Consider the following 15,861-nt stretch of genomic DNA (forward strand, 5'->3'; position numbering starts at 1 on the left):
GCAGGTAGATTCGCTCACACTCGCTCAAGGATCATGGCAATGCCCTGACCCACGCCAATACACATCGTACACAGCGCATAGCGCCCGCTGCGGCGCTGCAGCTCCAGGCTGGCGCTTAATGCCAGCCGGGCGCCGCTCATTCCCAACGGATGGCCTAAGGCGATGGCGCCGCCGTTGGGGTTAACATGGGGGGCATCGTCCGCCAGCCCCAGCTGTCTGAGCACGCCCAACGCCTGAGCGGCAAAGGCTTCATTCAGCTCAATCAAGTCCATGTCGTTAATGTTCAGCCCGGCGCGTTCCAGCGCTTTACGTACCGCCGGAACCGGCCCCAGCCCCATAAATTTCGGCTCGACGCCCGCCGTCGCCATGGCCACAATGCGCGCCCGGGGCGTCAGCCCCTGGACGATGGCCTGCTGCGAGCTTGCGATAATCAGCGCCGCGGCGCCGTCGTTGACGCCGGAGGCATTTCCCGCGGTCACTACGCCGCCCTGGCGGAACGGCGTTTTTAGCCGCGAAAGCTGTTCAATGGTGGTGTCCGCTCGCGGATGCTCGTCGTCACGCACGACGTTTACCGCCCCTTTCCAGCCGATAATGTCGACCGGCACGATCTCCTGGGCCAGAATACCGTCGCGCTGAGCCTGAGCCGTCCGCTGCTGGCTGCGGAAAGCGAAAGCGTCCTGATCGGCGCGGCTGATATTTAACAATTCAGCTACATTCTCCGCCGTTTCCGGCATGCTGTCAGTGCCAAATCGCCGCTGCATGAGCGGGTTCACAAAACGCCAGCCGATGGTGGTATCAAACAGCTCGGCCTGGCGCTGATACGGGGCGCTGGCCTTCCCCATCACGAACGGCGCTCGCGACATGGACTCAACGCCGCCGGCGATCATCAGATCCGCCTCTCCGGCTTTGATGGCGCGGGCCGCGAAGCCGATGGCGTCCAGACCGGAGCCGCACAGGCGGTTAATGGTGGTACCGGGTACGCTGTGGGGATAGCCCGCCAATAGCGTCGCCATATGGGCCACGTTACGGTTGTCTTCACCGGCCTGGTTGGCGCAGCCGAGAATCACATCATCAATCGATGCCGGGTCGAACTTAGGGTTACGGCTCAGTAGCTCGCGCAGCGGGATGGCGGCCAGGTCATCGGCGCGCACGCTGGCCAGCGCCCCGCCGTAGCGGCCAATCGGCGTGCGGATCCCGTCACAAATATAAGCGTCGCGCATCAGACTTCTCCTGTGATTGTGCCGCCGATGCGGTGCGATTTACCGCGAAACAAGGCAACAACTTTTTGCTGTTGATTGACAATTTCGATGTCATAGACCCCGGTCAGCTTGCCCTGATGCTTGACTCTCGCCGTCGCGGTCAGCAGCTCACCGACAAAGGCCGGGCGCAGAAAATCGATGCTCGCCGCCGACGCGACCGCCGCCAGCCCCTGGCTGTTGCAGGCGTAAGCGAAGGCGGTATCGGCGAGCGAAAACAGCTGCCCGCCGTGGCAGGTATGATGGCCGTTGAGCATGTTCGCGGTAACCGCCATGGACATCTGCGCGTAGCCGTCATCCATCTCGATAATCTTGATCCCCAGCGCTTGCGCGCAGTTATCGTTCTCATACATCGCGCGGGCGTTACGCCAGGCTTCATTGCTCATGATGTTTCTCCATCAGCGCCTTCTGACGCAGCAGGGTACAGGGCCGATAGCGCTCCTCGCCGTAGTGCTGTTGTAGGTTCTCCAGCAGCCGCAGTACCCGGCCCCAGCCAAGTGATTCCCCCCACGCCAGCGGACCGCGCGGGTAGTTAACGCCCAGGCGCATGGCGGTATCGATATCCTCGGCGCTGGCGACACCTTTTTGCAGCGCATCCAGCGCTTCGTTAACCAGCATCGCCACCGTGCGCCACACCAGCAGCCCGGGATAGTCGGCGATCTGCAGCACTTTTTTGCCCTGCAGCTGAAAATAGAAAATGGCTTTGTCGGTCGCCGCCTGTGAGGCCGTTTCCGCGCTGGCCAGCACCACCGTTTCGCCCGCGCTATGGTCGTAGACCACCACCGGACGGCCGTGCTGGATGCTCAATGCCAGGGCGGTTTCACCGGTCGTTTCCAGCAGCAGCACCTCGTCCAGCTCGGTGACAACGTCACTTTTAATGCACTTTGCTGCGCGTTCTGCTGATACGGTGGCCAGCGCCAGCTCAGGCTGCGCTTCGCCAGGCCAGCAGTAGACCCCCTGCCCGCTCTTTTTGCCCAGCCGTCCGGCCAGAACCAGCTCCTGCTGCAGCAGCGATGGCAGATAGCGGCGGTCCTGCCAGAAGGCGTTAAACACCGAACAGGTCACCGCAAAGTTAACGTCCTGGCCTATCAGGTCGGTCAACGCCAGCGGCCCCATGGGAAAACCGCCGCCGTCGCGCAGAGCGGCGTCAATCACCTCCGGCGCGGCAACCTGCTCCTCCAGCGCTCGCCACGCTTCGGCATAAAAAGGACGCGCCACGCGGTTGACGATAAAACCGGGCGTCGAACGGCAGCGAACCGGCTGTTTTCCCCACGCGCAGACCCGCTGGCAGAGCTGTTCAACGACTTCCGCCGAGGTCGCCAGGCCGCTGACCACTTCGACCAGCTTCATCACCGGGGCCGGGTTAAAGAAGTGCAGCCCGGCAACCCGCTCCGGGTGCGCGACTCCAGAGGCGATGGCGGTGATCGATATCGACGACGTGTTGCTGACTAGCAGCGTTGACGGGGAGCAGATTTCAGCCAGCTGTTTGAACAGCGCTTTTTTCACGTCCAGGCGCTCGGAGGCAGCTTCAATAACCAGCTCCGCGCGGGCTAAAGCGCTCAGATCCTCAGCCGGAGACAGACGCGTCAGCAGCGCCTCAGCCTGGCCAGCCGCCAGCTTGCCGCGGCTGACGCGGGAGGCCAGACGTTGACCAATACCGTCGATGGCGCGAACCACCGCCTCAGGATCGATGTCGAAAATCAGTACCGGATGCCCGGCGGCGGCGGCCACCTCGGCAATGCCGGCGCCCATGGTGCCGCTGCCTATTACCGCAACGGTAGGTAACGTTTTGCTCATCGGCTATTTCCCGCTGAATTGAGGTGGACGCTTCGCGAGGAAGGCGCTGACGCCTTCGCGATAGTCGGCGCTGCGTCCGGCCAGGCGCTGATAATCGCGCTCAAGATCGAGCTGCTGATCCAGAGTCTGGGTTTCCGCAAGCTGAAGCGCCTTCTTAATCAGACCGAGGCCATAAGTTGGCTGGGCGGCCAGATGACGGGCCAGCGCCAGGCCGGTGTCTTTCAGCTCGGCATCGTCCACCACCTGCCAGATCATCCCCCACTGTGCGGCCTGCTCTGCGCTCAGGCTATCGCCCAGCAGCGCCAGCCCCATCGCCCTCGCCCGTCCCGCCACGCGCGGCAGAAACCAGCTGCCGCCGCAGTCCGGCACCAGACCAAGCTTGCTGAACGCCATCACGAATTTCGCCGAACGCGCCGCCAGCACGATATCGCAGCCCAGCGCCAGCGTAGCTCCCGCACCCGCCGCGACCCCGTTCACCGCACAAATTACCGGCTTCGGCAGCGCCGCCAGACGGCGCACCAGCGGGTTATAGAAACGCTCAACCGAGAGCCCGAGATCCGGCGCCGGCCCGCTGGGGTCGACGTTACGGTCATTTAAATCCTGCCCGGCGCAAAAACCGCGCCCCGCACCGGTCACCAGCAGGCAGCGTATGCTGTCGTCGCGTTCGGCCTGTTTCAGGCACGCCGCCAGCTGCTGGTGCATCAGGTCGTTAAAACTGTTCAGTCGGTCCGGGCGATTAAGGGTAATCGTCATCACGCCCTGTTCTGTTTCGCTGAGAATGAAAGCTTCCACGATTAGCGTCCTTTAAATTCCGCAGTACGTTTATGGAGAAAGGCGTCGATGCCTTCGCGACGGTCTTCAGTCGCGCTCAGCAAAGTAAATAACTGGCGTTCCTGCTGAATCCCGGCCTGCAGGCTGACCTCCTGCGACAACCGTAAGGCCTGTTTAGCCGCGCGCAGCGCCAGCGGCGAGTGGCGGGCCACAGTTGCTGCCAAAGCGAGTGCATATTCATCGGTGAGCGCTGGCGGATAAACCTCGCTTACCAGCCCCGCCCGCAGCGCCTGCCTGGCATCGATGCTTTCGCCGCTCAATATCATCCGGCTGGCCAGCGCTTTACCGACGCTGCGGATCAGGCGCTGGGTCCCGCCCGCGCCCGGCATAATACCGAGGGTGATTTCCGGCAGGCCAAAACGGGCGTTATCGCCGGCGACTATCAGGTCGCAGAGCAGCGCCAGTTCGCATCCGGCGCCGAGGGCATAGCCGTTTACCGAGGCGATCAGCGGTTTGTTGAAGGCGTCGATACGCGCCCACAGCCGCGGTCGAATATCATCGAGGGTGGCAGGCAGATCTTTTTCCGCCATTTCGTTCAGGTCAGCCCCTGCGGCAAAAAAGCGTTGATTACCGCTAATAACGCAGACGCCGACCGTCGGGTCCAGCGCCGCCGCGTCGAGCACGTCGGCAATTTGCGTCAGCAGCGCGTTATTCAGCGCGTTGCGCGCCTGCGGGCGATTAAGCGTCAGTTGGAGGACGCGCACGTGGCGAGCAATTAACAGTTCGCTCATGCCATCCCCCGCGCGTCGAAATCGACGATCACATCGCCGCTGGTGGGCAGCGACTGGCAGCTCAGCACGTAACCTGCCGCCACTTCGTCGGCTTCGAGGCCGTAGTTAGCAGCCATCACTACCTCGCCGCGCAGGACTTTGCATTTACAGGTGGCGCAGACTCCGCCTTTGCAGGCAAACGGCAGATCCGCCCCCTGGCGTAGCGCGGCGTCAAGGATGCTGTCATCCTCTGCGCTGAGGGCGATGGTTCTGTCGCGGCCGTCCTGACGGATTGTGACCGTGCGCCCCTCCGCCTGGACGCCGGTGGCCCGCTTGACGCTGCTGCCCGGGGTATTAAAGCGCTCCAGATGAATCGCTTTCTCCGGTATGCCCAGTTCGCGCAGGGTCATCTCCGCCTCATCCATCATCGCCGCCGGCCCGCAGATAAAGGCGCGCTCAAAGCGGCTGAAATCCAGCAGACGGGCGGCCAGCGCGCGTAGCTTGTCGCCATTGATGCGCCCCTGCAGCAGATCGCTGTCCATCGCCTCCTGGCTGAACAGATGCACCACCTGCAGGCGTTGCGGATAGCGGTCTTTCAGGTCGGCCAGCGCCTGGCGGAACATCATGCTATGGCTGCTGCGATTGCCGTAAATCAGGGTGAAACGGCTGTCGAGTTCGGTGGCGAGGGTGGCGTCGATAATCGCCATCATCGGCGTAATACCTGAGCCGGCGGCAATCGCCAGGTAGTCCGCGCTGCGCCCGGCCTGCGGCTGGTAGCCAAAGTGGCCCTGCGGCACCATCACCTCCAACGCCATCCCTTGTTGAATGTCGTTCTGGGCATAGCGTGAGAAGCGTCCGCCGTCGATAGCCTTGACCGCCACGCTGATTTCCCCCGGCGTGCGGCTGCGGCAAATGGAGTAGCAGCGACGCAGCTCTTCCCCGCCAAGGCGGGCTTTTAAAGTCAGATGCTGGCCCGGACGGAAGGCGTATGCGTTTCGCAGCGCGTCGGGAATGGCAAAGGTGATGGTGACCGCATCGCGGGTTTCCGGCTCCACTTTCGCCACGGTAAGCGAATGAAATGTCGTCATCGCAACCTCAAATACATTTAAAGTAATCAAAGGGTTCCCGGCAGCTGTCGCAGCGATACAGCGCTTTGCAGGCCGTGGAACCGAATTCGCTAATCAGCGAGGTATGGCGGCTGGCGCAGCGCGGGCAGACCACCTCCTCCGGCATATGGGCATGGCAGGCATGACCCTGCGGCGGACTGATGCCGTACTGGCGCAGACGTTCACGCGCCTCCGGCCCCATCCAGTCAGTAGTCCACGGCGGGTCCAGCTGCAGCACGATATGCACCGGCGCGTAGCCGTTTTCCGTCATTGCCGCGCGGATTTCTCCCAACAGATGTTCGGTCGCCGGGCAGCCCGAGTAGGTTGGCGTAAAGCCAATCACCCAGCCATCGCCGCGGCGATCCACGCTGCGCACCATGCCGAGGTCGGTAATCGTCAACACCGGAACTTCCGGGTCGGGAATGGCGCTTAATACCTCCCAGACGGCGTGGATCTCCGGGGGAGCGATATCAACCAGACGTTGCATAACCACCTCCTGCTACCACTGCTGGCCGGGATACGCGCGCTGTAAATACTGCATCTCCGCCAGCAGCGGCCCGAGATGCTCGCTGTGCAGCCCCTGTTTACCGCCGCTGCGGAAGGCCGCTTCTTGCGGGATCTGTAAACCGGAGTCGATCAGCGCCGTATGTACCGCACTCTGCCATTCGCCCTGCAGTTCGCGTGGGTCGACGGCGATGCCCTGCGCGCTCAGCTCAATCTCCAGCTCATCGGCCTGGAACAGCTCGCCGGTAAAGCGCCACAGATTATCGACTGCGCTTTGCATTCTCTGCGCCGAAAGCGCCGTGCCGTTGCCCAGGCGCTCCAGCCAGCCACGGCTAAAGCGCTGGTGGTAGCGCACTTCTTTTAACGCTTTGGCGGCGATGGCGGCGAGCTGCGTATCGCGACTGCCGACCAGGCGGCTGAACAGCGCTACGTGCCAGACATCGATAAAAAACTGGCGAGCAAGGGTGTCGGCAAAGTTGCCGTTGGGCTGCTCCGCCAGCAGCAAATTGCGAAACTGACGCTCGTCGCGGCCAAAGGCCAGGGTGTCTTCATCGCCGCTGCCAGCCAGTTCAGCGGCATAGCTGAGGAAATTGCGCGCCTGCCCCAGCAGGTCGAGACCGATATTGGCCAGCGCCAGATCGATCTCCAGCTCCGGCGCATGTCCGCACCACTCACCCAGACGCTGGGCCAGCACCAGGCCGTTATCGCCGAGGCGCAGAGCATAAGCTGCAACGGGGTTATCGTTTTTCATCGTCGCCTCACATATGTTCCATGCCGTCGGGCACGGTGTAGAAGGTGGGATGGCGATAGACTTTGCTCTCCGCCGGATCGAAAAATTCACCGCGCTCTTCAGGCTGCGAGGCAACGATTTCGCTGGCCTTCACTACCCAAATCGAACAGCCTTCGCTGCGGCGGGTATAGGCATCGCGGGCATTTTCCAGCGCCATCTGGTCATCGGCGGCGTGCAGACTGCCGACGTGGCGGTGCGACAGTCCCTGTTTGCTGCGAACGAACACTTCATATAAAGGCCAATAGTTATTGCTCATCTTTCTTCTCCTTATGCGGCGTCGCGAGCCTGCTGTTTTTGCGCATGCGCCAGCGCGGCTTCCCGCACCCATGCGCCCTCTTCCCACGCCTTGCGTTTAGCGGCCAGACGTTCGTGGTTGCAGATCCCGCGTCCGGCAATGACCTCGTTAAATTCCTGCCAGTCGATGGCGCCAAAGCGGTAGTGGCCGGTGGCTTCATCCCGCTGTAAATCCGGGTCGGGTACGGTCATGCCGAGGATTTCCACCTGCGGAATGGTGTTATCGACAAAGCGCTGGCGCAGCTCATCGTTGGAGTGACGCTTGATTTTCCACGCCATGCTGCGGGCGCTGTTTGGCGAGTTATCATCGTTCGGACCGAACATCATCAGCGCCGGCCACCAGAAACGGTTGATGGCGTCCTGCAGCATCTGCCGCTGCGCGTCGCTACCCTGCGCCAGCGCCATGCAGGCTTCGAATCCCTGGCGCTGATGAAAGCTCTCCTCTTTGCAGATCTTGACCATCGCCCGGGCATAGGGTCCGTAGGAGGTACGGCACAGCGCCACCTGATTGACGATGGCCGCGCCGTCCACCAGCCAGCCGATTACGCCGATGTCCGCCCAGCTCAGAGTCGGGTAGTTGAAGATGGAGGAGTACTTCATCTTGCCGTCGAGCATCTTCTGATACAGATCTTCGCGGGCGCAGCCGAGGGTTTCCGCGGCGCTGTAGAGATACAGACCGTGCCCGGCTTCATCCTGCACTTTCGCCAGCAGAATCGCTTTGCGGCGCAGGGTTGGCGCGCGAGTTATCCAGTTGCCCTCCGGCAGCATGCCGACGATTTCCGAATGCGCGTGCTGACCAATCTGGCGGATCAGCGTTTTGCGGTAGGCTTCCGGCATCCAGTCCTGCGGTTCGATGGCCGTCTCCTGCGCGATGCGCTGGTCAAAGCGTTGTTCTTCTGTCACGTCATCACCTTTTATGATTCCAATAAATTCGACTATAAATAATTTTCGAATCACTTTGTTTTATAAAAGTTACATTCAGGTTAAATAAAACCACAAATTTTGTTTGTTCTTTTTGTGATAGCTACCGCAAAAGCTTTTGTAAACCACATAACTAACAATAGATTAAGTGCTAAACGCAGATCGCCACCGATCACAATGTTAATAAATTATTAAATACAGGCTTGCTTTTTATGATTCACCAAAGAACTATTTATAGATATTTCACGTAACACATCTGGAGATGAAACATGCAGCAGTTAGCCAGCTACTTGTCCGGCACGTGGCATACCGGCCGGGGCCACGCGCGCACTATCCATCACGCCATCAGCGGCGAAGCGCTATGGGAAGTCACCAGCGAGGGTCTGGATATGGCGCAGGCGCGACGCTTCGCGATTGAGCGCGGCGGCAAAGCGCTGGAGGCGATGACCTTTATTGAGCGCAGCGCAATGCTGAAGGCGGTCGCCAGATATTTGCTGGAGCAGAAGGCGGCGTTGTATACAATCTCTGCCGAAACCGGCGCTACCCGTGCCGACAGCTGGGTGGATATCGAAGGGGGCATTGGCACCCTTTTCACCTACGCCAGTCTTGGCAGCCGCGAGCTGCCGGACGATACCCTGTGGCCGGAAGATGAGCTGATTCCGCTATCAAAACAGGGAGGCTTCGCCGCCCGCCACGTGCTGACCTCGAAGTCCGGCGTGGCAGTGCATATCAACGCTTTTAACTTTCCCTGCTGGGGCATGCTGGAAAAGCTGGCGCCCACCTGGCTTGCCGGGATGCCCGCCATCATCAAACCGGCTACCGCTACCGCGCAGCTAACTCAGGCGATGGTTAAAATGATTGTCGATAGCGGACTGGTGCCGGTGGGCGCAATCAGCCTGATCTGCGGCGGCGCGGGCGATCTGCTCGACCATCTCGATAGCCAGGATGTTGTCACCTTTACCGGCTCGGCGCATACCGGACAGCAGCTGCGGGTGCATCCCAACCTGGTCGCGAAGTCCATTCCCTTCACCATGGAAGCGGATTCGCTAAACTGTTGCGTACTCGGTGACGACGTCACGCCGGAGCAGCCGGAGTTCGCGCTGTTCATTCGCGAAGTGGTACGAGAAATGACGGCGAAGGCCGGGCAAAAGTGCACCGCCATCCGCCGTATTATCGTGCCGCAGGCACAGGTGAAAGCGGTGAGCGACGCGCTGGTTGCGCGCCTGCAAAAAGTGGCGTTCGGTGACCCGGCGCAGGAAGGCGTGAAGATGGGCGCGTTGGTGAACCACGAACAGCGTCAGGACGTACAGGATAATGTAAACCGTCTGATCGAAGCCGGATGTGAAGTGTTGCTGGGTGGTCGCGCGGATCTCAACGCCGCGGGCGCATTCTTCCCGCCGACGCTGCTGTTCTGCCCGCAGCCGGATGAGACCCCGGCGGTACACGCCATTGAAGCGTTCGGCCCCGTGGCTACTCTGATGCCCTATCAGAGCGTCGAGCATGCGATGGCCCTGGCGCGGGCCGGTGAAGGTAGCCTGGCAGGCACGCTGGTCACCGCCAACGGAAAACTGGCGCGCGCGTTTATTCTCGGCGCCGCCCGCGCCCACGGGCGTATTCAGATACTGAACGAAGAGTCTTCCGCAGAGTCCACCGGCCACGGCTCCCCGCTGCCGCAGCTGGTACACGGCGGTCCGGGGCGCGCCGGCGGCGGTGAAGAGCTGGGCGGCCTGCGGGCGGTGAAGCACTATATGCAGCGCACCGCGATTCAGGGTAGCCCGACGATGCTCGCCGCCATCGGCCAGCAGTGGGTGCGCGGCGCGCAGGTGGTGGAAGACCGCATTCACCCGTTCCGCAAATATTTCGAGGAGATCCAGCCGGGCGACAGCCTGTTGACTCCGCGCCGCACGCTGACCGAGGCGGATATCGTCAACTTCGCCTGCCTGAGCGGCGATCACTTTTACGCCCATATGGATAAGATTGCCGCGGCGGAGTCGATTTTCGGCGAACGCGTGGTGCACGGCTACTTCCTGATTTCCGCCGCTGCCGGGCTGTTTGTTGACGCCGGGGTCGGCCCGGTGATCGCCAACTACGGGATGGAGAATCTGCGCTTCATCGAGCCGGTGAAGCCGGGCGATACCATCCAGGTACGCCTGACCTGCAAGCGTAAAACGGTGAAACGTCAGCGCAACGCTGAAGAGAAAGCGACCGGCGTCGTTGAGTGGGCGGTAGAGATTTTTAATCAGCACCAGCAGGCGGTCGCCCTCTACTCCATTCTGACCCTGGTGGCCCGCCAGCAGGGGGATTTTGCCGGGTAAATATTAGAAATTCTCCCATCTTTATCGCCATCTTCATGCCTCTGCGGAGGCATTTTTTATAACTGGCAAAACTGACAAACAACCTGGCAAAAGCAGGCAAACGCCCCGGCGCTGACCGCTGTTAGCTTAACGATAGACAAGCCGACATTCGCAGCGGCACTGCACAACACAACAATAAGGTGAGGTCACAATGGCGATTCTTTCCCCCCGCAAGACGGCTCTGGCGTTGGCTGTCGCTCTGTTTTGCGCCTGGCAAAGCCCGGCGTTCGCCCACGGTGGCGAAGCCCATATGGTCCCGATGGATAAAACCCTGCAGGATTTTGGCGCGGACGTTCAGTGGGATGACTACGCGCAGATGTTTACCCTGATTAAAGACGGCGCTTACGTAAAGGTAAAACCGGGGGCGAAAACGGCCATCGTCAATGGTAAAACCCTGGAGCTGCAGGTGCCGGTAGTGATGAAAGACGGCAAAGCATGGGTTTCTGACACCTTTATTAACGACGTTTTTCAGTCCGGTCTTGACCAGACCTTCCAGGTGGAAAAACGCCCGCATCCGCTGAACTCGCTCTCAGCGGCGGAAATCAGCGCAGCGGTCGCTATCGTTAAAGCCACGGCGGATTTCAAACCCAATACCCGATTCACCGAGATCTCCCTGCGCGAGCCGGATAAAAAAGCGGTGTGGGATTTTGCCCTCAACGGTACGCCGGTCAACGCCCCGCGCGCTGCCGATGTGATCATGCTCGACGGCAAGCACGTTATTGAGGCAGTGGTGGATTTACAGAATAAAAAGGTGCTTTCATGGACGCCGATTAAAGACGCCCACGGCATGGTGCTGCTGGATGATTTCGCCAGCGTGCAGAACATCATCAACGCCAGCAGCGAATTTGCCGAAGTGTTAAAAAAACACGGCATCGACGACCCGAGCAAGGTGATTACCACCCCGCTAACCGTCGGCTACTTCGACGGCAAAGATGGCCTCAAACAGGATGCGCGGCTGCTGAAAGTGGTGAGCTATCTTGACGTTGGCGACGGTAACTACTGGGCGCATCCGATTGAAAATCTGGTCGCGGTAGTCGACCTCGAACAGAAGAAGATTATTAAAATTGAAGAAGGTCCGACGATCCCGGTACCGATGGCAGCCCGCCCCTATGACGGGCGCGACCGCGTGGCACCGAAGGTTAAACCCCTCGATATCATCGAGCCGGAAGGCAAAAACTACACCATTACCGGCGATATGATCCACTGGCAAAACTGGGATTTCCACCTGCGCATGAACTCCCGCGTTGGGCCGATTCTCTCCACCGTGACATATAACGATAACGGCAAGAAACGTCAGGTGATGTACGAAGGATCGCTCGGTGGAATGATCGTGCCCTACGGCGACCCGGACGTGGGCTGGTACTTTAAGGCCTATCTCGATTCCGGCGACTACGGCATGGGCACCCTGACCTCACCTATCGTCCGCGGTAAAGACGCGCCGTCCAACGCGGTCCTGCTGGATGAAACCATCGCTGACTATACCGGCACACCCACTACCATTCCGCGCGCGATCGCTATTTTCGAACGCTACGCCGGGCCGGAGTATAAACATCAGGAGATGGGCAAGCCGAACGTCAGTACCGAGCGCCGCGAACTGGTGGTGCGCTGGATCAGTACCGTCGGCAACTACGACTATATCTTTGACTGGGTATTCCACGAAAACGGCACAATCGGCATTGACGCCGGAGCCACCGGCATCGAAGCGGTTAAAGGCGTGAAAGCGAAGACCATGCATGACCCGAGCGCCAAAGAGGACACCCGCTACGGCACGCTGATTGACCATAATATTGTCGGCACCACCCACCAGCATATTTATAACTTCCGCCTCGATCTTGACGTTGACGGAGAGAACAACACGCTGGTGGCCATGGACCCGGAAGTGAAGCCGAATACCGCCGGCGGCCCGCGCAGCAGCACCATGCAGATCAATCAGTACACGATTGATAGCGAGCAGAAAGCGGCGCAGAAATTTGACCCGGGCACCATCCGTCTGCTAAGCAATACCACCAGGGAAAACCGGATGGGTAATCCGGTGTCGTATCAGATTATCCCTTACGCGGGCGGCACGCATCCGGTCGCTACCGGGGCAAAATTTGCCCCTGATGAGTGGATTTACCATCGCCTGAGCTTTATGGATAAACAGCTGTGGGTCACCCGCTATCATCCGACCGAACGCTTCCCGGAAGGTAAGTACCCTAACCGTTCAATTCACGACACCGGCCTCGGCCAGTACGCGAAAGATGATGAATCCCTGGACAACCACGATGATGTCGTGTGGATCACCACCGGTACCACCCACGTTGCCCGCGCTGAGGAGTGGCCGATTATGCCGACCGAGTGGGCGCATGCGCTGCTGAAACCGTGGAACTTCTTTGACGAGACGCCGACGCTTGGCGAGAAGAAGGAGTAAGGTGGCTTAGACGCTAAACGGCGATAAAACCAGGGTCTGGGGCTATCGCCGTTCTCAGCTTATTCAGAAGAATGCCCTGCCGCTCCGCTCTCCTGAGCTCATTAAGGGACGGCACCATAATCAGCCCGGCAGCTTTAATGCGGGAGTGAATTAGCCCGGGCGGCTAAGGGCCGGGGCGAACGGTAGCAGCCGTAAACGATATTGAGCGAGTTCGCCGCAAACGCCGCATTTCATCGCCAGGCTTTATCAATGCTCAAACCGTTAAATGGGTTAAGTGAAGTCCCTAAGGTTCATTTACGAACTTATCGGCTTCAGGAGAATAGCGCTGATAAACGCATGCCAGCTTATGCCCGTCAGGATCGCGCAGATAAGCAACATAAAAATCGGGTCCGTATGCGGGACGTGTACCTGGCTCGCCTTCACTCTCCCCTCCCGCAAGGAGACCTGCTGCATGGAATCGTCTGACAATGTCAGCATTATCTGCATGAAATGCGAACATTGTCCCGTTTCCCGCCGTTGCGGGATGGCGGTCAAAAGGAGGACAGATGCAGAAGTTGAATACCTCATCCGGATTATTTTCATCTCCCCACATTGCCCAGCTTTCTGTCCAGGCAGGCAATCGCGAGTAGCCAAGAACCTTAAAAATAGCGTCATAAAAGTCCACGGCGCGCTGAAAGTTATTTGTACCTATAGTGATATAAGCCAGCATCTTATTGCATCCTCTTTGCCCTTTTCCCGAACATATAGTACAGCACATTAAGAATACATTTTACCCGCACAACCATAACGCTGGAGCTCATGGATGCTGGTGGGCGGCCTGGTGCCAGAAGCCGAAGTTTATGCTCTGAAAGCTAAACGCTGTGGAGAGACATTAAGAGAGTAAGAAGGCCGATTCCATTAATGAAAAAAGCCTGCATTCAATAAGTTAAGTGATTGTGATTCAAAAGATCATAAGAGGCGCATCAAGTCGTCACAACTCCACGCGCCTCTTAAGGGAATGACACTATTCGGACTCACCAAAACCAGCAGCAAAGGCAGATTTTAATTCATCCATAAAGGCCAGTTCATCCTGTCCATCACAAATGAGATCAATCATCGTATTTCCTTTTACACCGGCACCCAGAATGCTCATCATTCCTTTAATGGGGATTTCTTTGTCATTATTAACCAGTATCAATGAAGACTGGTATTTTTTGACGATCCGGGCCAGGCTTGCGGCGGGTCGGGCATGTAATCCGGTACTGTTCATGACGCGTACTTTTTGTCTAATCATGTCCGATCCTTAACACGCTTTGCGAAATGCAGGGTGCAGTTTATTCATCATCTGAATTTTAGAATACACATCATCTTCAACCGCCTGTTTTGCATTTGCCATTACGCGAGCAAGATTAGCCTCGTTATTATTGTTCACCCAGGCTTTTCCGACTGTAGTAATAAAGGCTTTGCGCAAATCACTCGCAATATTAACCTTTGCCACTTTATAATTAACAAAGCTACGTAGAATCTCTTCATCAATACCAGAGCCGCCGTGGATAACCAGGGGGACCGGGCAAACGGAAGCAATGCGTTGCAGTAGCGGGATATCGATGCGTGGGATATCTTCCAGTCCGTGGACATTGCCGATTGACACTGCCAACATGTCACACCCTGTTTCTTCAACGAAGCGCTGGACTTTCTCGGGTTCGGTTTTGCAGTCAGCCTCGCTAACGTGATCGTCTTCTTTACCCAAAATAGCGCCAAGTTCCGCTTCAACGGGTACGCCAAATGATTTACAGAAATCAACCGCTTCTCTTGTAAAAGCAATATTTTCTTCAAACGGTAAAGCCGCGCCATCAATCATTACTGAGGTAAATCCGGCTCTTACCGCCTGCTTAACATCTGCCAGGGTTTTACCATGGTCCAGATGCAGGCTCACCGGGACATCCATTTTGTCAGCATACCGTTTAACAATTTCGTAAATGTAATCGTAACCGGAAAGCTGCGCATTAGTTGGCGCAATCTGAATAAAATTAGGTAACCCCGAGCGTTCTATTGCATTAAGAATAGAAATTGTCGTCTCCAGGTTTGTTGTATTAAATGCACCAGCCAGCACCTGCTTTTCCTGAATGCAATTGAGCAGGATCCTACCATTAACTAAAGGCATATTAACTCCAGATATCTATATTGAAAGTGTAAAGAAATTATCGAACTACTGAGCTATTATCCTCCTCACCAATAAATACTCCTTCCTGCATTAATTTAAATCGGTAAAAGGCTAGCCATTGCTGCTGATATTTTTGCAACTTCTCCGACCGTATTACGTCCGGAATATAACGCCCGGCCACAGGAACAGAGGGAGGGTCAATCTCCGGGCAGGCTATCAATAATGCCCCAACGGATACGGCTTCATCAAAAGCAATGGCCTCAATGGGGCATTGAAGGATGTCAGCCTTCAACTGGAGCCAGTACGGGTTTCTCACCGCAGGGCCTATTACTTTTACACTCCTGCCAGCCTGGATGTTAAAGCACTCATAACAGAGAGAAAACTCCATCGTCAGACCGATAAAGACACTCTCAAGCAGAGTCGCTGGCGAAAGTGAATCCGTCAGACCAAAAATCAGACCGCGCGTGTGCCGATTTTTATTTGGCGAACCAGACCCCCGCAAATGAGGAATGAACACGGGAATGTCTTCGGCAGACCAGGAAGGCTGGACATAGCGCTCGCGTGCTTTTTCCAGACCTGTTTGAATTTCCTCATCCGTCAAACGAAACGTTTTTCTCAGGAAGGTGCGAACAAGTTCCTGATATGAGATCATCATATTCATCCGGAGCGCATCCCAGAGGGACATCATGAGCCATCAACTCACCTTCGCCGATAGTGAATTCAGCACTAAGCGCCGTCAGACCCG

At 58.0% G+C, this 15,861-nt stretch carries 15 protein-coding genes and 1 pseudogene; 2 read left to right on the top strand and 14 right to left on the bottom strand.

Features of this window, described 5'->3' with window-relative positions; all coding sequences use genetic code 11:
• Positions 1-14: 14 nt before the first annotated feature.
• From pcaF to paaA, 10 genes are read right to left on the bottom strand one after another with little or no spacing between them, the layout of a single operon-like run.
• On the bottom strand, positions 15-1,220 hold the full coding sequence (gene pcaF, locus K2184_RS15860; RefSeq protein ID WP_163525560.1) for a 3-oxoadipyl-CoA thiolase: 1,206 nt from the start codon (positions 1,218-1,220) through the stop codon (positions 15-17).
• On the bottom strand, positions 1,220-1,642 hold the full coding sequence (gene paaI, locus K2184_RS15865; RefSeq protein ID WP_004101689.1) for a hydroxyphenylacetyl-CoA thioesterase PaaI: 423 nt from the start codon (positions 1,640-1,642) through the stop codon (positions 1,220-1,222). Before paaI ends, pcaF begins: the two co-directional genes overlap by 1 nt.
• Entirely contained in the window at positions 1,632-3,053 is a 1,422-nt protein-coding gene (locus tag K2184_RS15870) for a 3-hydroxyacyl-CoA dehydrogenase (protein WP_163525558.1), read from the bottom strand. Before K2184_RS15870 ends, paaI begins: the two co-directional genes overlap by 11 nt.
• A gap of 3 nt (positions 3,054-3,056) precedes the next feature.
• Positions 3,057-3,845, bottom strand: a complete 789-nt coding sequence (paaG, locus tag K2184_RS15875; RefSeq protein ID WP_004101686.1) for a 2-(1,2-epoxy-1,2-dihydrophenyl)acetyl-CoA isomerase PaaG — start codon at positions 3,843-3,845, stop codon at positions 3,057-3,059.
• 2 nt (positions 3,846-3,847) lie between these two features.
• On the bottom strand, positions 3,848-4,615 hold the full coding sequence (gene paaF / locus K2184_RS15880; RefSeq protein WP_163525556.1) for a 2,3-dehydroadipyl-CoA hydratase PaaF: 768 nt from the start codon (positions 4,613-4,615) through the stop codon (positions 3,848-3,850).
• Positions 4,612-5,682: a 1,2-phenylacetyl-CoA epoxidase subunit PaaE gene (paaE, locus tag K2184_RS15885; RefSeq protein WP_163525554.1), complete on the bottom strand. Its 1,071-nt coding sequence runs from the start codon at positions 5,680-5,682 to the stop codon at positions 4,612-4,614. The genes paaF and paaE overlap by 4 nt, the downstream gene beginning before the upstream one ends.
• Positions 5,683-5,689: 7 nt before the next feature.
• Entirely contained in the window at positions 5,690-6,187 is a 498-nt protein-coding gene (gene paaD, locus K2184_RS15890) for a 1,2-phenylacetyl-CoA epoxidase subunit PaaD (RefSeq protein ID WP_004101681.1), read from the bottom strand.
• Between the two features lie 12 nt (positions 6,188-6,199).
• Positions 6,200-6,955: a 1,2-phenylacetyl-CoA epoxidase subunit PaaC gene (gene paaC / locus K2184_RS15895; protein ID WP_004101680.1), complete on the bottom strand. Its 756-nt coding sequence runs from the start codon at positions 6,953-6,955 to the stop codon at positions 6,200-6,202.
• A 7-nt stretch (positions 6,956-6,962) separates the two neighbouring features.
• A complete protein-coding gene (gene paaB, locus K2184_RS15900) occupies positions 6,963-7,250 on the bottom strand; it encodes a 1,2-phenylacetyl-CoA epoxidase subunit PaaB (protein ID WP_004101679.1) in 288 nt (95 codons plus the stop codon).
• Between the two features lie 11 nt (positions 7,251-7,261).
• The gene (paaA, locus tag K2184_RS15905) at positions 7,262-8,191 is read right to left on the bottom strand and encodes a 1,2-phenylacetyl-CoA epoxidase subunit PaaA (protein ID WP_004101678.1); all 930 of its coding nucleotides are present in this window, start codon (positions 8,189-8,191) and stop codon (positions 7,262-7,264) included.
• 287 nt (positions 8,192-8,478) lie between these two features.
• On the opposite strand from paaA, the gene paaZ reads away from it, so the two are divergent.
• Together paaZ and tynA are read left to right on the top strand one after the other, a co-directional pair.
• Positions 8,479-10,524: a phenylacetic acid degradation bifunctional protein PaaZ gene (gene paaZ / locus K2184_RS15910; RefSeq protein ID WP_163525552.1), complete on the top strand. Its 2,046-nt coding sequence runs from the start codon at positions 8,479-8,481 to the stop codon at positions 10,522-10,524.
• A gap of 190 nt (positions 10,525-10,714) precedes the next feature.
• Positions 10,715-12,973 carry a primary-amine oxidase gene (tynA, locus tag K2184_RS15915; RefSeq protein WP_163525550.1) on the top strand — a complete coding sequence of 753 codons (2,259 nt, stop codon included), beginning with the start codon at positions 10,715-10,717 and terminating at the stop codon, positions 12,971-12,973.
• Positions 12,974-13,256: 283 nt separating this feature from the next.
• On the opposite strand, the gene K2184_RS15920 is transcribed toward tynA, so the two are convergent.
• The 4 genes and pseudogenes from K2184_RS15920 to K2184_RS15935 form a co-directional block, all read right to left on the bottom strand.
• Positions 13,257-13,682 (bottom strand): VOC family protein, encoded by a 426-nt coding sequence (locus K2184_RS15920; RefSeq protein ID WP_004112669.1) that lies wholly within the window; start codon positions 13,680-13,682, stop codon positions 13,257-13,259.
• Between the two features lie 294 nt (positions 13,683-13,976).
• A complete protein-coding gene (locus tag K2184_RS15925) occupies positions 13,977-14,246 on the bottom strand; it encodes an HPr family phosphocarrier protein (protein WP_004101670.1) in 270 nt (89 codons plus the stop codon).
• A 9-nt stretch (positions 14,247-14,255) separates the two neighbouring features.
• Positions 14,256-15,116 (bottom strand): class II aldolase, encoded by an 861-nt coding sequence (locus K2184_RS15930; RefSeq protein ID WP_004112667.1) that lies wholly within the window; start codon positions 15,114-15,116, stop codon positions 14,256-14,258.
• A 37-nt stretch (positions 15,117-15,153) separates the two neighbouring features.
• Positions 15,154-15,738, bottom strand: a pseudogene (locus K2184_RS15935) (FGGY-family carbohydrate kinase); the annotation flags it as partial.
• Positions 15,739-15,861 lie beyond the last annotated feature (123 nt).

Source organism: Klebsiella sp. K5-306 (assembly GCF_051835185.1).
GTDB lineage: Bacteria > Pseudomonadota > Gammaproteobacteria > Enterobacterales > Enterobacteriaceae > Klebsiella > Klebsiella oxytoca.